This is a genomic window from Nocardioides astragali (assembly GCF_024436375.1).
GTDB classification, from domain to species: Bacteria; Actinomycetota; Actinomycetes; order Propionibacteriales; family Nocardioidaceae; genus Nocardioides; species Nocardioides astragali.
Genome location: NZ_JAFMZM010000003.1, coordinates 660917 through 682911 on the forward strand (window position 1 = coordinate 660917; position 21995 = coordinate 682911).

Consider the following 21995-nt stretch of genomic DNA (forward strand, 5'->3'; position numbering starts at 1 on the left):
ACGAGTCGGGACGAGTGGCTCGGTGCGGAGCGGCGGACCGCTCCGGTCAGGCGACCGGAGGCGGGAGCAGGCGGGGCTGCAGGATCATGCGGACGAGTGTGCCAGCCGAGGGCGTGCTCCGGCATCCGGGTTTCGAGATCCGTCTCATCGGGTTCCGGGAACCGCTGGATGGTGCAGGCATGTGGGAGGTCAGGACTCCACGACCTTCGTCCGCAGCCGTCAGCTCCGAGGGCTTCGTGGAGTTCGCCTCCGCGTGGTGGCCGTCGCGCGGCCCGCGCAGGCCGATTTCTGGTGGCTGCGCGAGCCGTCTTCCTCGCCGAGTGGGCGAAGGGGTGATCAGCCGTCGAGCGGCCTTAGGGTGGCAGCGTCCCGATCCTTCGGAGGTCTGAATCGTGCCCAACCTAGTGCCGCCCGTTCTGCTGCTCCTGCTGCACCGAGAGGGCCCGCCGCAGCAGCGGCACACCGAGGCGTGGCACGACGCCCTGTCGCGGGACTCGGTGCTCGCCGACGTGCGGCACGTGTGGCTGGGCGACGGTCCCGTCCCTGCTGGGATCGATCTGGGCTCGCTCGGGGCCGCCGTGCCGGTCCTCGACGTGCCCGACGACACGGTCACCCTCGTTGTGGAGGCGGTCGCCGTGCCCGGGCCCCACGTCGTACAACGCATGGTCGACGCGGTCCTGGAGCGTCCGCGATGCGTCGTGGACGCTCGCGTGCTGCCGGTGGAACTGACGCGCACCGATCCGCGCCCGCGCGGCTACGGACTGGAAGAGGGTGCCGACCCACGGGCCGACCTGCTTGACGAGGTCAGACACGTCTGGGAGCCGCGGAACGCCGACGGGGAACCGCAGGCGCGGGTGACGGGCGTGTGCTGCGCCCTGCGCGCCGGCGACCTCGCCGCCCTCGAGGATGCACTTCTAGCCCCACCGGGAGAGGCCGGCACCACCCTGCTCGCGGCTGCGGGCGAGGTCGACCTCCCCGTCGTCGCCTCGGCGACCGCTGCCGTCAGTCTCCCGATCAGACTGGGCTGGGACGTCGGGATCGAGGGGTCGGTGACGTTCCCACCCGGTCGTCCCGAGGCGTGGTCCGGCTCCACCCACCCCGCCGACCTCCCGGCGACCTCGCTGGGAGCACTGGCACGCCAGTTCTCGCTCCGCCCGGCGGAGAGGACCACGGCCGACCCCGATCCGGATGCTCCGTTCCTCACCATCGTGACCCGCACGCAGGGGAGGCGGCTGCTGTGCCTCGAGGACGTGCTGACCTGCCTCGCCGGGCAGAGCGACCGCGACTTCGAGCTGCTCGTGATGTGCCACCGGACCACGTCCGAGGAGCAGGCGGCCGTGGAGGACGTCGTCGCCTCCGCGCCCGCGTGGTTGCGCGATGCAGTGCGCGTGCTGCGGGTCGAGCGGCCCGGCCGGGCCGCCCCGCTCAACGACGGGTTCACCGCTGCCCGCGGTCGCTACGTCGTCGCACTCGACGACGACGACACCGTGCTGGCCCACTACGTGTCGGCCTTCAAGGCGGCCGCCACCAGGCACGATGGTCGACTCTTGCGCACCGTCGCCGTCCGCCAGGACGTGGTGCCTGTGGCGGACGGTGACGACGTCCTCGCAATCTCGGTCGCCGACCCCTACCGCGAGTGGCCCCTCGACTTCAGCCTGGTCGACCACCTGTCCGACAACTACAGCCCGATCATGACGGTCGCGTTCCCGCGCGGCGCCGTCCACGACCTGGGACTCCGCTTCGACGAGACCCTCCACGCCAACGAGGACTGGGAGTACGTCGTGCGCTGCGCCGCGGTGCTCGGCGTCGCCTCCGTCCGCGAGATCACCAGCGTCTACCGCTGGTGGCTTCACACCGCCTCCTCGCGTGACGTGCACACCGAGGACGAGTGGGACGAGGCGCGGGCGCGCATCCAGGCTGCTGTGGTCGATTCGGTGCTGCTACTTCAGCCCGAAGAAACCCGTCGACTCGTCGCGACGCTGCAGAGGAGCCGGCGCGAGGTGGCCGCGGCGCACGAGCTGGCACAGGCGACGGCCACCGCACAGCACGAGACCAACGTCGAGATGACGAAGGTCGCCGAGGCCTATCAGGCCGCCGTGGCGAAGCGCTTGGCCGTGGATGCGCGCCTCGCCGAGACCAGGGACGAGCTCGCCACGACCCGGGACCAGCTGCGCCGCCGGACCCAGAAGCTGCGCCGGCTCGAGTTGGTCCAGGACGTGCAGGAGCGCATCGACGCGGGCACCCTCGAGCGGCCGGAAAAGCCGTTGACGGACATGACCACGGAGCGGCTGAAGCGGCTGGCCGAGGCACCCGCGGTCGTCGTACGGCGTTCGCTGCTGGGTCGCCGGTGAGGGCCGGTCGAATAGTAGTGCCGAGCAGAGAGAGCGGCACCGAGCTTTCCGGGATGGGGTCGTCGTCCTAAGCGAGGGCGCTGGGTCGCACGGATCGTGAAGGACTGGACCCAGTCCCGTGGCATCGCTGCGCAGGTCTCGGCCACGTCAGCTCACGCCTTGGGAGGGTCATGTCTCGGTTCGCACGTGCCCTCGTCGCCGTGATCCCTGCCGTGCTCGTGCCGGTCCTACCCACGACGGCCGGCCTCCCGTCGGGTGAGACCAGGAAGTCCTACGAGTCCGCCCTGCTCCCCGACGCGGGCCGGGTGCCCGGCAACGCCATGCCGTTCCACCTGCGCCTGTCCAACAAGGACGTCCTGCCAGAGCACGTCGTCCCGGGCGGCACGCGGCCCCACATGCTGGTCGACTGGGTCAGCGTTGAGATGAAGTACCCCTAGCGGCTCGGCCGCCGGCCCAGCACCTCCCAGAGCGCGACGGCCGCAACGACGGGGGCGGCGACGGCTCGACCGATTTGGTGGCACGGCGGCGCTCGCCCGGTGCGGACCGTTGCAAGCGGCACAGACGCGATGGTTCGCACGGCAGGAGCAGCGCGGCATACGATGACTGCTCATCCTGTCTCCATTCGAACCGGACGGGACGAGAAGAGCTCAGGATGAGGGGGTGGCACCAGCATGATCGACAACGCACTGGTGCGTCGCGGCGCGCTGGCGCTGTGGGATATCGGCGGTTGGGCCCTGGCGGGCGCCCTTGTCATCGGCGTGCGGCACGACTTCCAGCTGAACGAGGTCCAGTGGGAGGCGGTGATCTGGTACTGGCTGCTGGCCGCCGCACTGATCGTCGCCCTGGGCTATACCACGAAGTTCTACCGCGGCCGTTACCTCGTCGGCTCCTTCGACGAAGCCTTGGGCCTCGGTCTGCACGCTGCCGCCGTCGGCGCGATCACGCTGGTGTTCAGCGTGTTGATGAGCGCCCCCCCGCCGCGCAGCATCCTGGTGCTCACCCCGCCGCTGGCGCTCCTCATCTCGGCGGCCGGGCGGTTTGCCTACCGCGCGCTGCGTGACCGCTCCCGTGACCCCGTGGTGGCCCAGAGCCGGCGGGTTCTGATCTATGGCGCGGGAGATGCCGGACGTCAGGTCCTCCATCTCGTCCGGGGTCACGGGGACCACGTGGTGGGCTTCCTCGACGACAACCCCGGCAAGCGCCACCTGCGCATCAGTGGGGTCCAGGTGCTGGGTGCGGGGGATGCCCTGCCCGACCTCGCCGTCACCCACGAGGTCGACGCTGTGATCTTCGCCGTGCCAAGCGCACCGGGACAGGTCATCGGCCGCGCCCAGGAGACCGCTCAGGGGATCGGGTTGGACTTTCTGGTGCTGCCCCGCGTCACCGAGCTCATCGGTGGACGGGTCACGGTTGCCGACATCCGGCCGGTGGAGATCGGTGACGTGCTCGGCCGCCACCAGGTCTCCACGAGCGTCAGTGACGTCGCCAGCTACCTGACGGGGCGCCGTGTGCTCATCAGCGGCGCCGGCGGCTCCATCGGGTCCGAGCTCGCCCGTCAGGTGCACAAGTTCGGTCCCGAGACGCTGGTCATGCTCGACCGTGACGAATCTGCTCTGCACGCCGTCCAGCTCTCGCTCTACGGCCACGGGCTGCTCGACAAGCCCGACACGGTGCTCGTCGACATCCGTGACCGAGCCGCCTTGGCGAGGATCTTCGAGACCCACCAGCCCGACATCGTGTTCCACGCCGCTGCCCTCAAGCACCTGCCGATGCTCGAGCGGTTCCCCGACGAGGGATGGAAGACCAATGTGCTCGGGACCCTGAACCTCCTCCAGCTCAGCGAACAGAACGGCGTCCAGCACTTCGTCAACATCTCCACGGACAAGGCCGCCGACGCGTCCAGTGTGCTGGGTGCGACCAAGCGGGTAGCCGAGCAGCTCACGGCCTGGCAGGCCCAGCGCAGCAAGGGGCACTACATCAGCGTGCGCTTCGGCAACGTCCTCGGCTCCCGAGGGTCGATGCTGCACACTTTCAACGCCCAGATCGAGGCAGGCGGCCCGATCACCGTCACCCACCCCGACGTGACCCGCTACTTCATGACGATCCCGGAGGCCTGCGAGCTGGTCGTCCAAGCCGGTGCGATGGGCGGCTCGGGCTCGGCGATGGTGCTGGAAATGGGCGAGCCCGTGAAGATCCTCGACGTCGCCAAGCGAATGATCTCCCTGTCGGGTGCCTCCGGCGTGGAAATTGTCTTCACCGGCCTCCGTCCCGGGGAGAAGCTGCACGAGGTGCTCTTCTCCGACGACGAGGCGGCGCGTGCCACTACCCACCCGATGATCAGGTGTGTGTCGGTCCCCCCGCTCGACCCGGCAGAGCTGAGCGACCTGGCGCACGCGGTGGGGGAGCGGTGAGCGAGAGGATCCACCTCTCCTCGCCAGACGTGACGCAGCTCGAGGAGGACGCCCTCGTCCGCGCCTTGCGGTCGGGCTGGGTCGCGCCGCTCGGTCCCGAGGTCGACGCTTTCGAGGCCGAGCTGGCGGCGTACACCGGCCGGTCCTTCGCCGTGGCGCTCTCCTCCGGCAGCGCCGCCCTGCACCTCGGTCTGCTGCAGCTCGGCGCCGGTCCCGACACAGTCGTCCTCACCTCGACGATGACCTTCGCCGCCACGGCCAACGCCGTCACCTACACCGGCGCGACTCCCGTCTTCGTCGACTCCGACGAGTCGGGGAACCTCGACCCGCAGCTGCTCCGCGACGCGCTCGCCGACCAGGTACGCCGGGGAGCGAAGATCGCCGCGATCGTGCCGGTCGACCTGATCGGCAAGGTGGCCGACCACGCCGCGATCCGGGACCTCGCCCGACGATACGACGTCCCCGTGTTCGTGGACGCCGCCGAGTCGTTGGGGGCCCGCCGGGATGGGAAGCCCGCAGGCCAGGACGGCATCGCGGCCGTGGTGTCCTTCAACGGCAACAAGATCATGACCACCTCGGGCGGGGGCGCGCTCCTCTGCGACGACCCGGACATGGCCGCGCGGACCCGCTACCTGGCGACCCAGGCGCGGCAACCGGTGGTGCACTACGAGCACGTCGACGTGGGCTACAACTACCGGATGTCCAACCTGCTGGCGGCCGTGGGCCGGGCCCAGCTCCAGCGGCTGCCGGCCATGCTGGAACGGCGCCGCGGCTGGCGCCGCCGCTACCTCGAGCTCTTCGCCGGCGTCCCGGGCGTCACGCCTTTCGGTGGCGAGGACGGCCGCGACGCGCCTGCCGGTGGCGACCACGACAACTTCTGGTTGACCTCGGTCCTGGTCGCCCCGGACGTCGCGGGCTTCTCGGCCGAGGACCTGCGCGCGCATCTCGCCGCGGCGGACATCGAGGCTCGACCATTGTGGAAGCCGATGCACCTCCAGCCGGTTTTCGCCGGATGCCCCAGCTACACCAACGGCGCCTCGGAGCGGTTCTTCCGCACCGGCCTGTCCCTCCCGAGCGGCTCGGTCCTCACCGACGAGCAGTTCGACCGGATCACCGGCGCGATATGCGACTTCGTGAAGGTGTCCGCCTGATGTGCGGCATCGCGGGAGCCCTCCGGGTCTCCCAGGCGCCGCTGGACGCGATACCTCGGGCTCTGGTCACGATCGCTCATCGCGGTCCCGACGACTCCGGCTGGATCGACACCACGCAGGGACGAGTCGGGATGACCCGGCTCGCGGTCATGGATCCTGCCGCCGGACAGCAGCCCATGAGTCGGGATGGAGTCTCCCTCGTCTTCAACGGCGAGATCTACAACTTCAAGGAGCTCCGAGCCGAGCTGGAGAAGCTCGGCTACTCGTTCCGCAGCAACTCCGACACCGAAGTGCTGCTCGCGATGTATCTCGAGCACGGTGTGGGCATGCTCGACCGTCTCGTCGGCATGTTCGCCTTCGCGGTCGTCGACGAGCGCACGGGCGTCACCCTGCTGGTCCGCGACCGCTTCGGCAAGAAGCCGCTCTACTACGCCAAGGCGGGGTCGGGTCTGGCGTTCGCGAGCGAGATCAAGGCCATGCGGGAGCTCCTCGCGGCTGCCGGACTGAACCCTGCCGTCCGCGACCAAGGCGTCTACGACTACCTGTCTCTCGGCGTGATCCCGCAACCGGACACGATCTTCGACGGCATCAACGCCGTGGAGCCCGGTGGGTACCTCAGCGTCGACGCCGACGGGACCCACGCCGAGCGCTGGTGGCGACCCGAGTTCGAGACCCATGACGTCGCGGTCGGAGAAGCACGAGAGCGCGTGCGCGAGCTGATGGCCGACTCAGTGCGGCTGCGGCTGCGCAGCGACGTACCCCTCGGCGTGTTCCTCAGCGGCGGCGTCGACAGCTCGGTCATCGCCTACGAGGCCGCCCAAGCCCTCGGCGAGACGGTCCACGCCTTCACCGTCGCCACCGGCAGTGGGCTGGACGAGTCCGCGGTCGCCGGCCGCACCGCCACCTCCCTGGGCATCAAGTCGACCGTGCTGCCCCTCGAGTTCGACCCCCTCGAGAGCCTGCACACCGTGGTATCCCACTATGACCAGCCCTTCGCCGACTCGAGCGCGATCCCCAGCCTCGCCCTCTCCCGCCTCGCTCGCGAACACGTCACCGTGGTGCTCAACGGAGACGGCGGTGACGAGGTCTTCGGCGGCTACCGCCGACACGTGGCCGCCCACCTTGCGGGCCGGCTGTCGGGGGTTCCGGATCGTCTTCTCGGCCTGGCCGAGCGGGGACTGTCGGGGCGAGGCACCGAGGAGCGGCGCGGAGCGGCGGGGTTCGCGCAGCGGATCGTCCGCGGCCTCCAGCTCGATCCGGAGGACCGCTACCTCGCCTGGTCGACGGACATGCTGCTCGATGCGGACAAGCGGGAGGTCTGGCGCGGTGGCGACGTCACCGACACCAAGGACCGGGTCCGAACCACCCGCCGGGGCGGCCTCGGGGCGCTCGACCAGCAGCTCGTCACCGACATCGAGCTCAACCTCCTGTCCGACCTCCTGGTCAAGATGGACATGGCGACCATGGCCCACTCCCTGGAGGGCCGGTCCCCGTTCCTGGATCATCGCGTCGCCGAGTACGTCTGGTCGCTGCCGGCCCACGTCCGGCTGCCGCGCGGCCGCGCCAAGGGCCTGTTGCGTGACAGCTACCGGGGACGGCTCTCCGACGAGGTGATCCGTGGCAAGAAGAAGGGCTTCGAGGTCCCCGTCGGACGTTGGCTGGCCGAGGACTGGCGACCCCTGGTGCACGACGTCCTCACGGTGCCCTCGGCACACGTCAAGTCCTACGTCGACGGGGCGGCCGTCGACGACCTGGTCAACGGCACGCGCTGGCCGGAGAAGAACACCACCTACCTCGTCTACGCGTTGCTCGTGCTCGAGCTCTGGCTCCGGAAGCAGTCCGAGTGACGTCCAGCCTGTCTGTGGTGTCGATCTACGGACCGACCGCACCGAGCACCCGGGTCCGGGCCTACGAGTGGCTCGACCACCTCGCCCTGCACGCCGCGCGCTTCGAGTACGCCGCCCTCGGCGACCACTCGCCGCGCACCGTCCTGCAGCATCTGCCGGCCGTCGCACGCGCCGAGAGGCGCGTCCGGGCGCTGAGCGGTTCGTCCTTGGGCGGCACGGTGCTCCTCTCCCGGGAGGCGAGCCCCTGGAGCACTGGTGGAGTCGAGTCGCGGCTCCTGCGCGACGCCTCTCGTGGCGTCTACGACCTCGACGACGCCCTGTTCGAGGACCGGGCGGGTTGGCGACGGGTGCTCGGGAAGCGTCGGAAGGTGGAGATGGCCGCGGCCTCGGCCGACGTCGTCATCGCCGGCAATGCGTTGCTGGCCGACTTCGCCGGCCGTCACGGCCGGGACGTGCGGCTGATCCCGACGTGCGTGCAGCCCGGGCAGTACACACCCAAGACGTCGTACGACCTGACTGGACCGCCGACCCTGGTGTGGCTGGGTTCTCGCTCGACCGAGGCGTATCTCACCGGCATCGCGCCGGCCCTGCGCGAGGTGCACCAACGCACGGGTGCCAGGGTGCTCGTCGTCAGCGCGGCCTCGGAAACCGACATCCCCGGACTGGAGGGCCTGATGGACCGCGAGACGTGGACCCCGCAGACGTACGCCGCGCACCTCGCGTCGGCGGACGTCGCCCTCGCGCCGCTCAGGAACGACCCGTTCGCGCGCGGCAAGTGCGCCTACAAGCTGCTGCAGTACGCCGCCACGGGCCTGCCCATGGTGGGGTCGCCCGTCGGCGCCAACCAGCTGGCGCTCGAGCGCTTCTCCGGGTGGTCCGCCACCACGCACGACGACTGGGTAGACGCACTGGGTGAGGCCATCGGCTCCTCCTCGGAGGTCCGCGCGGCTCGCGGACGGCAGGGGGTGTCGGCCGTGCAGGCCCATTACTCCTTCGACGCCTGGGCCGACGAGTGGCGAGCGGCGGTCCTTCCGTGACGGCTCGAGGTCGCGTCCCGCCGCGTGCGGTCGTCTCCTCGACGATCCCGATCACGGCCGCCTCGTTCTACCGGGAGACCCTCGAGGAGCTGGGTGAGCGGGGGTACGAGGTGCACGTCGTCACCTCCCCGGGCGCGCAAACCGCGACGCTCGCGGACCTGGCGCAGACCGTCCACGCGCTCCCGATGCACCGCGGTGTCGCTCCCCTGAAGGACCTGCTGGGTCTGGCGCGGTGGATCCTGCTCCTGCTGCGGCTGCGACCCGCGGTCGTGCTCGGGGGCACCCCCAAGGCTGGCCTGCTGAGCATGATGGCCGCACGGATCACGGGCGTCCCACAGCGAACGTACCTGCTCCAAGGCCTCCGGCTCGAAGGGTCGAGCGGCACGCAGCGCCGGATCCTCGCCGTCCTCGAGAAGGTCGCGAGCCGCTGCAGCCACCGCGTGGTGGCCGTGTCCCCCTCGCTGGCGCGCGAGTTCGAGCGACTCGGCCTCAACGCCGGGCGCGTCGTCGCCGTTCCCCACCACGGCAGCAGCCACGGCGTGGACACGCAGCACTTCGCCCCTCGGCCGAAGGATCCCGAGCTCGCCGCCGGCCTCGGCCTCGAACTCGCCGTGCCGGTGGTGGTCTTCATCGGCCGGCTGACGGCCGACAAGGGACCGGACACCCTCATCAGGGCGCTGACCTCGGCGGCGGAGCGGGGCTGCGTCCTGCAGCTCCTCGTGATCGGAGCGCAGGATGAGCCGGACTCCGCGGCCTACCTCGAGCGGCTCCAGCAGCTCGGCGACCGCGTGCGCGTGCGCGTCCTCGACCACATCGACGACGTGCGGCCCTACCTGGCGCTCAGCGACCTCCTGGTGCTGCCGACGAGGCGAGAAGGCCTGCCGAACGTCGTCCTCGAGGCGGCGGCGATGGGCAAGCCCGCCGTGACGACCACCGCCACCGGGGCGATCGACTCCGTGGTGGACGGCGTCACGGGGCTGCTGGTCGGACCCGACGACGGTGACGGGATGGGCCGCGCGATCGAGCAGCTCGTCAGCGACGCGGCGCTGCGCGACCGGATGGGTCGGGCCAGCCGCGACCGGGCGGTCCAGGACTTCCAGCCGGGGGACGTGGCCCGAGCCATCGTCGACCACGCCGTTGGTGCCTGACCGTCCCCCTACCGGGACCGGATCAGGAGCGGCGCCCGGAGAGGCTCAGAGCACCTCGACGTGCGGGTGACCCACGACGACGCCACGGGTGTCCAGCAGCACCTTTGCGGTGTCGGCCAAGTCGGTGAGGGCGTACGTCGCGTGCGTCTGGAGCAGCACCACGACGTCGGCGTCGCGCACGGCCTGGTCGAGGTCCGGTGCGCAGTCGAATGTCGCGTCGACCGCATGCGGGTGCCAGACCGGCACGAACGGGTCGTGGTAGGACAGGTCGGCGCCCCAGCCGAGCAGCTGCTTCGCGAGGGGGTCGGCGGGGCTCTCGCGGCAGTCCGAGATGTTCGCCTTGTAGGTGACTCCGAGCAGGAGGATCTTCGCGCCCCTCACCGCCTTGCTGCGGTCGTTGAGCAGGTCCCTGACGCGATTGGCGACGTAGAGGGGAGCGGCGGTGTTGATCTCTTCGGCTAGCTCGACCATTCGGAAGGAGTAGCCGAGCTGCGCCTTGACCCGGTGACTGAGGTAGGACGGGTCGACTGGGATGCAGTGACCCCCCACCCCGGGGCCCGGGCGGAAGGCCATGAAGCCGAACGGCTTGCTCTCGGCGCAGTCGATGGCGTTCCACAGGTCGATGTCGAGCTCGTGGGAGAAACGCAGCATCTCGTTGACCAAGGCGATGTTCACGTGCCGGAAGGTGTTCTCGATGAGCTTCGACATCTCGGCTTCGCGCGCGCCCTTGGCCGGCACCACCGTGTCGACGAACTGCGCGTAGAAGGCGGCGGCGCGGCGAGTGCACTCGTCGGTCAGACCGCCGACGACCTTGGGCGTGTTGCGCACGTCGTACGTCTCGTTGCCGGGGTCGATGCGTTCGGGAGAGAAGGCGATGAACACGTCGGCGCCCAACTCGAGGCCGCGCGCCGTCACCAGGGGTGCGAACACTTCCTCGGTCGTGCCCGGATACGTCGTCGACTCGAGGATCGCCAGGGTGCCCGGCGTGATGTGGGCGCCGATCGCCTCGGCGGCCCTGCGGACGGCCCCGAGGTCCGGTCCGCCCTCCTCCGCCAGAGGGGTCGGGACACAGACGAGAACGACGTCGGCCAGGGCCACCACGGATGGGTCGGCGGTCGCCTCGAAACCGGCCTCCAAGCCGCGGCTCAGGTCGTCGTCCGAGACGTCGTCGATGTGGGACCGTCCGGCGTTGAGGCGTCCCACCGTGGCGGAGTTGTTGTCAAGGCCGTAGACCTTGAGCCCCGACTCGGCAGCCCGGAGGGCCATCGGGAGGCCGACGTAGCCCTGGCCGACGACGACGAGCGTGGTGGTCATGAGTTCTCCTTGAACCAGTCCAGCGTGCGGTGGAGGCCCTCGGTGAGCTCCACCGGGGTCACCTCGGGGAACAGCGAGCGCAAGGTGGCGTTGTCGGCCTGCGAGTGAGGGACGTCCCCGGCGCGCGCCTCGCGGTGCTGCACGTCACCGGACAACCCAGACGCGCGCTCGATGGCTCCGACCAGCTCCAGCAGCGTGGTGTTGGTGCCGAACGCGAGGTTGACGGGCTCCGGGTGGCTGACCCGGCGTTCGCAGGCGTCGAGCAGCACTCGGCAGACGGTGCCGACATAGGTGAAGTCACGGGAGTTGGACCCGTCGCCGTTGATCCACAGGGTCTCGCCGCGCAACAGCGCGTCGATGAAGGTGGGGATGACGGCGGCGTAGACGTGACCCGCACGCTGCCGGGGCCCGAAGACGTTGAAGAAGCGGAACGCCAACGTCTCCATGCCGTACGACTGCTGGTAGGCGAGGGGGTACTGCTCGGTGGCGAGCTTGGTGACGGCGTACGGGCTGAGCGGGCGCACCCACTCTCGTTCCGACTTGGGCAGCGCGGGGTTGAGGCCGTAGACGCTGGAGGAGGAGGCAGCCACGACGTGCCCCACTCCAGCCGCTCGTGCTGCTTCCAGGACGCTGAGCGTGCCCGTGGCGTTGGCGGCGTGGGTGGCGAACGGGTCCTTGATGCTGCGCGGCACACTGCCCAGGGCGGCGAGGTGGACCACCGAGTCGACGCCGGACATCGCGGACGTCAGCGCGTCCACGTCCAGGATCGTGTTCTCGACGAACGTGACGTTCAGACCGTCGAGGTTGTCCGCGAAGCCGGTCGAGAGGTCATCGAAGACCGTGACCCGGTGACCGGTCGCGAGGACGAGCTCGGCGAGGTTCGAGCCGATGAAGCCGGCGCCCCCCGTGATCAGCACATGCACACGCAACATCCCCTACCTGACGACGCCTCCCGGACACGATGGCAGGCCTGACGATTGTAGTGACGCCGGAGACCGCCGGCGGAGTCGGGACCCGCGTGCGCTCGTACGCAGCGCTCCGATTGGGTCCTGGCCCCTCCGGCTCAGAGCGCGCAATCGAATCATCCTGACCATCAGCACCGGTTCGAGGCTGCACCCGGTCACGACTCTCGCGAACGTAGGTACACCGCCATGGCACCAACGCCGAGGGCCAGAACGGCGGTGCGTGCCCAAGCCACTCCGTCGACACCCATGAGGTCAGCCGCGGGGACGAACACCGCGAGGGATCCCAATGACATAGCGACGGTGAACAACAGCAGGGCCCTGAGCTTGTACCTCACCAGGAACAGCGGACGCTGATGCAGGGTGGCGAACGCGACAGCGACACCGACGACGAGAGCGATGGTGGGTCCGACGGCGCCCACGAAGTCCGAGCCCGCAAGCAGCCGGATCACAGGCGCTATGAAGGGGATGCTGAGCAGCGCGGCTCCCGCAAGTGGCAGCTCGACCCGCCAGAACACGCGCCGGACGATGACGGCACCGCCACTCGCGTCCCCCTCGGACTGCGCGCGCGCGAGCCTGGGGTACAGGACCGCCTGGAGCGGGATCCCGACACTGGCCGCCGGGCTCGTCAGCGTCTTGGCCAGCCGGTAGTAGCCCGCGGCGCTCGGTCCGACGAGGACCCCGACCAACAGGGTGTCCAGCTGCTTGAAGGCGGAAGCTGCAAGACTGGTCAGACCTGCATAGCCGACGAAGCCGAGGATCGCGCGCCGGCGGCCGCGGAGCGCCGAGAGGGACGCCCCTCGGATCCCTCCGCCGAGGTTCTGGCGCGAAACTCGGAGCGAGGCCGCGACGAACACCGCACACTCGATCGCGCTCACCGTCGCGAGTGTCCAGACGATCCCCGGCAGCCCGAATCCCCCGAGAGCCACGGCGCAGACGCTTGCGACGCGGATCGTCGCGACGAGAAACTGGAGGTTGCTCACGACGTCGAAGCGCTCGAACACACCGAGGATCGCACGACTCGTGGCGACAGGCGCGGTGGCCGCCATGCCGAGCGCCACCACAGGCATGAGGACTGCGTAGTCCCTTACGTGCAGAACAGCACTGGACGGGACCGCGAGGATCGCAACGAGCAGTAGCCCTCCCGCTCCCCAAGCGGCGTCCAGCAGCATCCCACCCCGGGTGACGGCACGACATCGGTCCAGATCGTCGACCGCCCGGAACTCCGTCATGTACCGAACCACCGCCTCGCCTGAGCGGGGGTCCAGGACGACGAAGACCAAGCTGGCGAAGGTGAACACCAGCGCGTAGACGCCGAAGAGATCGGGGCCGAGGGCTCGGGCGACGACGAGGCTCTGGACCAGACCGGCCGCCAGGGCAAAGCCCTCGGCTGACCAGAGGCGCCCCAGCTGCCCCCGCGCCCCGCTCCTTGGCAACCATCGCTCCTTGTCATGGTCGGGAATTCTTCGCGGACGCCCTTGTAGAGCGCGCCGGCAACGAGCATCGCGCCTGGGACCGCCGACTTCCACGGCAGTACGCGGACAAGTACGGTGACGCCATGCTATCCGCCCTTCGCAACGCGTTACGGAGCAGGCAGGGGTCCCCTCACGTGCCCGCGCACGGGTACGAGCCCCTCATCCGTGAGCGATCAGTAGCCGACTCCCTCAAGGCTGACGACATCCAGGCCCTCAACGAGCTCCTGCCCTGGGCGTGTTTCACGGTGGACGGCCAAGGACGGCGGGTGGGAAGGCCAGCCAACGCCACGAAGCGCTCGACCCCCCAGGTCATCCCCGACGAACGCATCGTCCGCCTGGACGCCGCCCTGGGACTACGGGACAAGCATGTCGTCGAGGTCGGCTGCTTCGAAGGAGTTCACACGATCGCGCTATGCGACCGCGCGGCGCGGGTCACGGCCGTCGACGCTCGCGTGGAGAACGTGGTCAAGACGTTGACGCGTACGTGGCTCTACGGCCACCGCCCCGAGCTGGCGGTCCAAGACGTGGAGGACGCGTCCGCGACCGACATCTACGAGTGCGACGTACTTCATCACAATGGCGTTCTCTACCACCTGCAGGACCCGGTGGGGCACCTCAGGCGCGCCCTCGCCAGGGTGCGGTCCGGAATGCTCCTGGACACCCACATCAGCCGCGAGCACGAGGCCACCTCCCAGTATCAGGTGGACGGTCAGTCCTTTCGGGTCAGGGAGGTCAAGGAATATCCGCGCAGCCCTTTCGCTGGGGTGTACCCGAGCGCGCGCTGGCTGCTCCTCGATGACCTGCGTGACGAGGTGCGCCGCGCAGGATTCGAAGACGTCGCGGTCGAAGAGGTGCGTGAAGAGCGGAACGGCCTCCGAGTTCTCCTCATCGCCCGCCGCGGCGAGGACCAGACGGAGTGACCGGACGGACGCTTCGTGCGGTCACGTTCGACTATTGGCGCACGCTGGTGTGGGAGCCTCCAGGCGAGCTGGAGCGGCTTCGGGTCGAGCACTTCGCGCCGCTCCTCGTTCGCGCCGGCCTCGCGGTGAGCGACGAACAGCTGCGTGCAGCACACGCCGCCGCCTTCGCGCGCGCGAGCGCCAGCTGGCGGGCGAACGTCCAGTACCGCGTCGAGCACGCCGCTGACGACATCCTGGACCACCTGGGCGCCGATGTGGACGCGCACGTGCGGGGAGAGCTCGCTCAGGCCTTCTCCGACGCAGGACGCCAGACTCCGCTGCAGCTGGCTCCCGGGATCGAGGATGCACTCGTCAGCATCCGTTCGAAGGGGCTGCGGGTCGGCATCGTCTGCGATGTCGGCCTGACACCGTCACCGGTTCTTCGCGAGCACCTGGAACGTCACGGCTTGCTCGAGCTCTTCGACCACTGGAGCTTCAGCGACGAGACAGGCGACTACAAGCCCGCGACGGCTCCTTTCGTCCATGCCTGCCGAGGACTGCACGTCTCGGCCGAGCATGTCGCGCATGTGGGGGATCAGCGTCGCACCGACATCGTGGGCGCCATGAAAGCGGGGATCGTCGCAGTTCGCTACGCCGGTGTCTTCGATGATCTCGACTCCTCATTTCCGTCGGGCGACGTGGTCATCGAGCACCACGATGCGCTCATGGGTGCGCTGGGGATCGCGTGACCGCGCCTAGGTATAGTGCGCCCCATGGTTGATCCGGCAGCACGCGTGCTGCGCATCGAGGCAGAGGCACTCACTGCAGCGGCGGACCGCCTCGATGAGGCCACCTACGCCGACGCCGTGAAGTCGATGGCCGATACGGACGGCCCCATCCTCACGACGGGGGTCGGCACATCAGGCGTCGTCGCCCGAAAGCTCGCCGCGACCCTGACGAGCACGGGAAGCCGTGCCGTCTTCCTGCACCCTTCGGACGCCTTGCACGGGCAGCTCGGCCTCCTCCGAGAGCGCGACGTCGTGGTTGCGATCAGCAACAGCGGAGAGACGGAGGAGATTCTCGCGGCGCTCCCTTACCTCCGGTCGCGGAACGCACAGATCATCGCGATCGTCGGCACTGCGGACTCCACCCTGGGACGCAGCGCGGCCGTGGTTCTCGACGCGTTTGCCGAGGTGGAGGCGTGTCCTCTCAATCTCGCGCCGACGTCGAGCACGACCCTCGCGCTGGCGGTCGGCGATGCCCTGGCGGTGAGCCTGATGGCCTACAAGGACATCACCGCAGAGAACTTCGCGCTGAACCACCCGTCTGGCCGCCTCGGCCGACGGCTGACGCTCTCTGTGGCCGACTTGATGCAACCGGTGGCAGCGATCGGCAGCGTTGCAACGAGCACCTCCCTGCTTGAGGTCCTCGCGTGCATCACTTCCGGCGGCGTAGGAGCCGCTGTCGTCGTGGATGGCGACCGTCTGGCGGGCCTGATCACCGACGGGGACGTGCGCCGGTGCCTCGGTCGCTTGGACGACACCTCGATCTCGTCAGTGACCGCCGCCGACGTGATGACCAGGGACCCCGAGGTCGTCGGCGCGGAGACCGCGGCCTATGACGCGCTGCTCACCATGGAACAGCGCGAGTCACAGATCTCTGTGTTGCCCGTCGTGGATGGGTCGAGAGTGGTGGGTATCGTGCGCCTCCACGACCTCATCCGGAGCGGGCTGTAATGGCGGGTGCAGTCCGCGCGCTGGCCGTGATCCCAGCTCGCATGGCCAGCACGCGCCTACCGGGCAAGCCCCTGCTCCTGATCGAAGGACGCACGATCGTCCAGTGGGTCCACGACGCCACGGCGAGCAGCGGCGTCTTCGACCGCGTGGTCGTCGCCACCGATGACGAGCGCATCGCCGAGGCGGTCGACGCGTTCGGTGGGGAGTCGCTGATGACCTCGTCGGACGTCACGACGGGGAGTGAGCGGGTCGCCGAGGCGGCGGCCGCGATAGGCGATCGCTTCGATGTCGTGGCCAATGTGCAGGGCGACCAGCCGTTCGTCTCAGCGGGGGACCTGCGCGCACTGATCGCCCCGTTCACAGCGGATCCCCAACCCGAGATGACCACTCTGGCCGCACCCCTCGACGCCTCGTTGGCAGACGATCCGAGTGCCGTCAAGGTCGTGACCGACCTCCAGGGACGAGCGCTGTACTTCTCCCGCAGTCGGATCCCCGCCCAGCATCCCGGGTCGCCGGAGCTGGTCCCCCTGCGGCACCATCTCGGGCTCTACGCGTTCCGCTGGGACTTCCTGCCCGTGTTCGCAACCCTGCCCCCCACGCCCCTGGAACAGATGGAACAGCTCGAGCAGCTGCGCGCTCTCGAGCATGGCTATGCGGTCCATGTGGGAGCCGCGGAGAAGAGCACGATCGAGGTCAACACGGCCGACGACTACGAGCGCGCAGTTGCTGCTAGCCGAAGGAGCTTCCCATGAGCGCCGTCCAGGTCGCCCCCGGTCTCACCATCGGCGGCGGCGCTCCGCTTGCTCTGCTGGGGGGACCGTGCTCGATCGAGTCCCCCGAGATGACGCTGCGCACAGGTGAAGCCATCAAGGCCGTCACAGACCGTCTGGGCGTGCCCTACGTGTTCAAGGCGTCCTTCGACAAGGCCAACCGCAGCTCCGTCACCTCCTATCGAGGCATGGGGGTGGAGGAGGGCATCCGGATCCTGGAGAAGGTCAAGAACGAGCTCGGCGTTCCCGTGGTCACGGACATCCACGAGTCCTGGCAGGCAGAGCCGGTGGCCGAGGTGGCCGACATCCTTCAGATTCCCGCGTTCCTGTGTCGGCAGACGGACCTCCTCGTGGCTGCCGCGCGGACCGGTCGCGTGGTGAACGTGAAGAAGGGCCAGTTCATGAGCCCGCCGGAGATGTCCAACGTCCTGGCCAAGCTCCAGGAGTCCGAGGCCGCCGGCGTCATGCTGACCGAGCGGGGGTCGTCGTTCGGGTACAACAATCTCGTCGTCGACTTCCGAGGACTTGCACAGATGCAGGCCATGGACGTGCCCGTGGTGATGGACGCGACCCACAGCGTGCAGATGCCCGGCGCGCTCGGCGCCTCGTCGGGCGGACAACGCGAGTATGTTCCCGTCCTCGCTCGTGCTGCGGTGGCAGTCGGTGTCGACGCCCTCTTCATGGAGATCCATCCCGACCCGGATCGCGCCCTCAGCGACGGCCCGAACATGGTTCCGGTCCAGCATCTCGAGCAGCTTCTGATCGAGTTGTTGATGCTGGACCAGGTACGTCGCAATTCGAGTCGAGTCGACCTAGGAGCGACCAATGATTGAGTTCGAGACATGGGCGGCTTCGAGGCCGTTCGGTGATCAGCGCGAGTTCCTCGTGTTGGGCAAGGGCCCGACCTACGCACGCAAGGACGAGTTCGACCTCAGTGGCTACGTCACCATGTCGTTGAACCACGTGGTCACCCAGCAACCGGTCGACATCGCTCACATGATCGACTTTGACGTCGCGGAGCAGTGCGCCGAGAGCATCGCCGCCAATGCGCGCTGGTTGCTCATGCCGCGCCATCCCCACCTCGGCTTCAGCCGGGCCCGGCTGTCACTCGACGAGCTCATCCGCTACGTGCCGGCTCTCGCTGAGCTTGATGCGGCGGGTCGGATCGTGTGCTACGACCTGCACTCGAAACCAGCGGGGCGCAAGGGCGGCGTGACCGTGACAGCGCAGTACTTCAGCTCCGAGGCGGCGGTGGACCTCGCCGGACACCTGGGGGCGAGTCGAGTTGCCACCTTGGGAGTTGATGGCGGCACGCAGTACGCCGGCCACTTCTCTTCGCTGGACGGCACGACGCGACTGGCCAACGGGCAGCCGAGTTTCTCGCTCCAGTTCGAGGGGATCTCCCGGATCGCGCGCCAGCACGGGATCCAGGTCGACGCGCTGGTCCCCCCGTTGAAGGTCTTCGTCGGTGTGCAGGAACGCGAGCTGATCGCGGCACGAGTGCTCGCCTTCACCATCAATGAGCACGCGAGCCAGCCGGTGCAGGTCGAGCACCTGCAACCGGTGGATCGTGTGCCGGTCGATCCGCGCAACAGACAGCGGACACCGTTCTCATTCAGCCGTTTCCTCATCCCCGAGCTGATGGGGTACCAGGGTCGTGCCCTCTACGTCGACTCGGACATGCAGGTGTTCGACGACATCACCAAGTTGTGGGACATTCCGTTCGACGGCGCAAAGGTGCTGTGCACGAATCAGACCTTTATCCCCCCGCAGTGGGTCGGGAGTCCCAGCTTCCACCCGGGGCTGCAGATGAGCGTCATGATGCTCGACTGCGGAGGTCTCAAGTGGGACATCAACGAGATCATCGATCGTCTCGACGCGGGCGCGCTCACCTACGAAGACCTGTTGTTCAAGATGGCAGTCGTGCCTTCCGACGAAGTCCGCGACGGTCTCCCCGAGGGATGGAACCACCTTGAGCACTACATTCCCGGTGAGACCAAGCTGATCCACTACACGGCGGTACCGACGCAACCGTGGAAGAGCGAAGACAATCCCAACGGTCGGCTCTGGGAGGACGCTTTCGTACGGGCCTGCAAGGCCGGGTACGTCGACGCCGACCTCGTCGAGCGCCACATCAAGGCGGGACACGTTCGGCGATCCCTGCGGTCTCTCGTCCCTGCCACGGAGCAGCCGACCCAGGTCTTCTCCAGTGCCCTCCAGGCTGAGCTGGCCGCAACCCAACGAGAGCTCGACCGACGTGACAGGCTGCGCCCCAAGCGCGTCATCTCCGCCGGCGCCAGGCGCGTGAACCGGCTCGCTGCGAAGCAGGGAGCACGGGCTCTTAGTCGATTACGACGATGAGGCGTCGCGGAGCAGGGCTGCTCGTTCGATGACGTCCCTCCACTGCCGAGAGATGACTGAAGGCGCATAAAGCCGCTCGGTGATCTCTCGGCCAGTTCGCACGTGATCCGCCCTGAGTGACTTGTCCTGCAAGTACTCGACGACGTGCTCCTCATAACCGCCGAACCTGACGCATTCCCGGTAGTCGAGGTAGCTCGGGAGCGGGTCGGTTACAACGTTCATCCCATGCTGGAACGCTGTGGCGACCCTGTTGCTGGTCTTTCCCCGGGTCACGGCGTTGATCTCGACGGGGAGAACAGCGACGTCGGAGACTGCTGCCACGCGCGCGAACGCTTTCGCGCTCCATGGGACGTAGCGGGCTCTCAGATCAGGCGGGACTGGAAGCCTGGAGAAGGCGGCCCGGGAGTTGCTCATGACCACGAGATCGAAGGGGTGCTCGACGCCTGCTCTGCCGAGCGCGGGCAGCACCCGGGCCAAGTCGCGGATCCCGAAGGGCAGGTCATGCGCCCCTGCCGTCCCGAACCACAAGACTCTGTCCACGCGGGAAGGGTCGCGGTAACGGCGACGGAAGCGGGATTGTGGGCGTGGGCGAATGACGTCCAGAGCGTCGTTGACGACGATGGTTTCCGGGTGCGGTACCACCTCCCCGAGCTCACTCGTGCAGACGCTGACCACATCGACGTGCGGGAGAATCGCCATCAATCGTGCTGCCCTCGCCTCGAGCACCGGATCAGCGTCATTCTTGACGAAATGATTGTCGCAAAGGTCCAGAACGACTGCTCCCCCGGAGGCGCGGTGCTGTTGAGCCATTGCGAGGTGATCTTGCGAGTAGGCCTTCTGGAGGATGAGGACTTCATCGGGTGTCGGTCCACCGCGTCCCAACACGCGCGCACTGACCCCATCCTGACGCAGGATGTCGACCGGGTTGTGGGTCCGGAGCCGCACGCTCGCGACCCTCTTGTCATCCACGAACGGCAGCCAGGCCGCACGAAGAGTCATCGCGTGATGAAAGCGTGGTATCTGTCGTTCCTTCCAAGCTTGGCGAGGCCGGCGACCATCAGGCGCAGGGCGATCCTCGCCAACGTCGACCGTGGAACCTCAGGTGCTCCTTCGTAGGAGTCCACTCGTCCTGTCATGAGCAACCAACTGCGCCAAACGTCCTTGATGATCGTCTCCGGAACGACGGTAATTGACGACGCCCCCAGTCGATTTGCCAAGGCGGTCAGCGACGCGGAAGGAACGAGAGTGACATGCACCAGCTGAAAGAAGTTGCTGCGTCGGCGAGCGAGCATGCATGCCGGTCCCCGCGGGTCAGGGGTGATGATGTGTAGGACGCCCCCCGGGTTGAGGCTCCGCAGCAGGGCACTCACCTGCTCCGAGGGCCGATAGAGGTGTTCGATGACGTGACTGAGGCGCACGACATCGAACCGCTCGGTCGACAGCCAAGACCAGAACGAGTCATCGACAAGGCGAACGTCGTGACCCGCCTCTCGGGCACCTCGGAGGCCATCCTCCGAAAAGTCCGCCGCGCAGGTCTGCCAGCCGATCTCCCTGGCGGTGTTGACGAACGTGGCAGATCCACAGCCAAAATCCAGCACCCTAAGAGGGAGAGTCTCGGCCGTCGGACGGTAGGTGCGCGCCAGAGCGGCTTGCAGCGGACCGCCACCCCCTCCGTCTCCCACAAGGCCCGGGGCGCGGGCTCCCGCATCATCGGAGTAGGGCGCGTAGGAATGCCCGTAGAAGCCTCCCACCGCGGATTCACTGACGCGCTGGCTCAACACCCGACACCCACAGCCCTCGCACCGCGAGTAGTCGAGCCGGACGGGGATCCCGGTGCTGTCGGCACAGCCGGCCCGCCAAGCGGTCAACGCCGAGTTCCCACACATCGGGCACGCAACAACGGTCTCCGTTACCAGGTCGGCGACCGATGAGCGCTGACTGTTGTCGTTCGTCGTCACGGCGACCCCTCCTCATACTCAACAACTCGTACTGCCCCGTGTCGCTAGTGCGAGGGCCAATGCAGTAGGCAGACCATGCTACGCGCTGGCAGGACTCTGGATGGCAGGTGGGTGAGCTCCCCCGGGTGTGACGTCCAGGGGACGGTGTTTCGTGACACCGCCCGGATCTGCCGGGGGCCAAGGCCTCCGGATGTGGAGCGGACGTGTCTACCGCATAAGTTCACACCTGGGAGGCGTCCGTGTCCTACGGGAAAACGGCTTCGACGCCGAAGGTTCGGTTGAGGCTCGGCAGTCTGATCGTCGGGCGAACGTCTGACGGAATCGGCGCTCGAACTGCCATTGCGCGAGTGACTGCTCGTGCGAGCTCAATCCTTTTCTCGAACGGTCTGGAAATACCGGGGCCTTCGTTCCACAACTGTCGGATAGGGCCAAGCAGGCAGCGCCTGCTCCGTAACCACGAACATGTGAGGGAGGCCCAACGCGTAACCGCGTCACAGCGGCCGGGTCACTCCATCATCGCGCCTAGACGAAGCCGGGCAAAGCTTGCGGTGACAGCCGTCAATCAAGGGGAGCTC

General features: G+C 68.4%; 18 protein-coding genes. 13 read left to right on the top strand and 5 right to left on the bottom strand.

Features of this window, described 5'->3' with window-relative positions; all coding sequences use genetic code 11:
• Positions 1-392 precede the first annotated feature (392 nt).
• From J3P44_RS12385 to J3P44_RS12415, 7 genes are all read left to right on the top strand, one after another.
• Positions 393-2351: a glycosyltransferase family 2 protein gene (locus J3P44_RS12385; protein WP_255890682.1), complete on the top strand. Its 1959-nt coding sequence runs from the start codon at positions 393-395 to the stop codon at positions 2349-2351.
• Positions 2352-2521: 170 nt separating this feature from the next.
• Positions 2522-2788 (top strand): hypothetical protein, encoded by a 267-nt coding sequence (locus J3P44_RS12390; protein ID WP_255890683.1) that lies wholly within the window; start codon positions 2522-2524, stop codon positions 2786-2788.
• 234 nt (positions 2789-3022) lie between these two features.
• A complete protein-coding gene (locus J3P44_RS12395; protein WP_255890684.1) occupies positions 3023-4762 on the top strand; it encodes a polysaccharide biosynthesis protein in 1740 nt (579 codons plus the stop codon).
• On the top strand, positions 4759-5913 hold the full coding sequence (locus tag J3P44_RS12400; RefSeq protein ID WP_255890685.1) for a DegT/DnrJ/EryC1/StrS family aminotransferase: 1155 nt from the start codon (positions 4759-4761) through the stop codon (positions 5911-5913). The genes J3P44_RS12395 and J3P44_RS12400 overlap by 4 nt, the downstream gene beginning before the upstream one ends.
• The gene (gene asnB / locus J3P44_RS12405) at positions 5913-7760 is read left to right on the top strand and encodes an asparagine synthase (glutamine-hydrolyzing) (RefSeq protein WP_255890686.1); all 1848 of its coding nucleotides are present in this window, start codon (positions 5913-5915) and stop codon (positions 7758-7760) included. Before J3P44_RS12400 ends, asnB begins: the two co-directional genes overlap by 1 nt.
• Before the next feature lie 17 nt (positions 7761-7777).
• Positions 7778-8797 (top strand): glycosyltransferase, encoded by a 1020-nt coding sequence (locus J3P44_RS12410; RefSeq protein WP_255890687.1) that lies wholly within the window; start codon positions 7778-7780, stop codon positions 8795-8797.
• On the top strand, positions 8794-9945 hold the full coding sequence (locus tag J3P44_RS12415) for a glycosyltransferase family 4 protein (protein WP_255890688.1): 1152 nt from the start codon (positions 8794-8796) through the stop codon (positions 9943-9945). The genes J3P44_RS12410 and J3P44_RS12415 overlap by 4 nt, the downstream gene beginning before the upstream one ends.
• 45 nt (positions 9946-9990) lie before the next feature.
• On the opposite strand, the gene J3P44_RS12420 is transcribed toward J3P44_RS12415, so the two are convergent.
• From J3P44_RS12420 to J3P44_RS12430, 3 genes are all read right to left on the bottom strand, one after another.
• Complete coding sequence (locus J3P44_RS12420; protein WP_255890689.1) at positions 9991-11259, bottom strand: nucleotide sugar dehydrogenase; 1269 nt, start codon at positions 11257-11259, stop codon at positions 9991-9993.
• The gene (locus J3P44_RS12425) at positions 11256-12176 is read right to left on the bottom strand and encodes an NAD-dependent epimerase/dehydratase family protein (RefSeq protein ID WP_255890690.1); all 921 of its coding nucleotides are present in this window, start codon (positions 12174-12176) and stop codon (positions 11256-11258) included. Before J3P44_RS12425 ends, J3P44_RS12420 begins: the two co-directional genes overlap by 4 nt.
• Before the next feature lie 203 nt (positions 12177-12379).
• On the bottom strand, positions 12380-13750 hold the full coding sequence (locus tag J3P44_RS12430; protein WP_255890691.1) for a lipopolysaccharide biosynthesis protein: 1371 nt from the start codon (positions 13748-13750) through the stop codon (positions 12380-12382).
• Between J3P44_RS12430 and J3P44_RS12435 the strand changes: the two genes are divergently transcribed.
• From J3P44_RS12435 to J3P44_RS12460, 6 genes are read left to right on the top strand one after another with little or no spacing between them, the layout of a single operon-like run.
• Positions 13651-14616: a class I SAM-dependent methyltransferase gene (locus J3P44_RS12435; protein ID WP_255890692.1), complete on the top strand. Its 966-nt coding sequence runs from the start codon at positions 13651-13653 to the stop codon at positions 14614-14616. The genes J3P44_RS12430 and J3P44_RS12435 overlap by 100 nt on opposite strands.
• Positions 14613-15344: an HAD family hydrolase gene (locus J3P44_RS12440; protein WP_255890693.1), complete on the top strand. Its 732-nt coding sequence runs from the start codon at positions 14613-14615 to the stop codon at positions 15342-15344. The genes J3P44_RS12435 and J3P44_RS12440 overlap by 4 nt, the downstream gene beginning before the upstream one ends.
• Before the next feature lie 24 nt (positions 15345-15368).
• The gene (locus tag J3P44_RS12445) at positions 15369-16331 is read left to right on the top strand and encodes a KpsF/GutQ family sugar-phosphate isomerase (protein WP_255890694.1); all 963 of its coding nucleotides are present in this window, start codon (positions 15369-15371) and stop codon (positions 16329-16331) included.
• Entirely contained in the window at positions 16331-17083 is a 753-nt protein-coding gene (gene kdsB / locus J3P44_RS12450; protein ID WP_255890696.1) for a 3-deoxy-manno-octulosonate cytidylyltransferase, read from the top strand. Before J3P44_RS12445 ends, kdsB begins: the two co-directional genes overlap by 1 nt.
• A complete protein-coding gene (kdsA, locus tag J3P44_RS12455) occupies positions 17080-17934 on the top strand; it encodes a 3-deoxy-8-phosphooctulonate synthase (RefSeq protein ID WP_255890697.1) in 855 nt (284 codons plus the stop codon). The genes kdsB and kdsA overlap by 4 nt, the downstream gene beginning before the upstream one ends.
• A complete protein-coding gene (locus tag J3P44_RS12460) occupies positions 17927-19462 on the top strand; it encodes a glycosyltransferase (RefSeq protein ID WP_255890698.1) in 1536 nt (511 codons plus the stop codon). The genes kdsA and J3P44_RS12460 overlap by 8 nt, the downstream gene beginning before the upstream one ends.
• On the opposite strand, the gene J3P44_RS12465 is transcribed toward J3P44_RS12460, so the two are convergent.
• Together J3P44_RS12465 and J3P44_RS12470 are read right to left on the bottom strand one after the other, a co-directional pair.
• On the bottom strand, positions 19451-20461 hold the full coding sequence (locus J3P44_RS12465; protein WP_255890699.1) for a hypothetical protein: 1011 nt from the start codon (positions 20459-20461) through the stop codon (positions 19451-19453). The two genes, J3P44_RS12460 and J3P44_RS12465, sit on opposite strands and share 12 nt — an antisense overlap.
• The gene (locus tag J3P44_RS12470; RefSeq protein WP_255890700.1) at positions 20458-21420 is read right to left on the bottom strand and encodes a class I SAM-dependent methyltransferase; all 963 of its coding nucleotides are present in this window, start codon (positions 21418-21420) and stop codon (positions 20458-20460) included. Before J3P44_RS12470 ends, J3P44_RS12465 begins: the two co-directional genes overlap by 4 nt.
• Positions 21421-21995 lie beyond the last annotated feature (575 nt).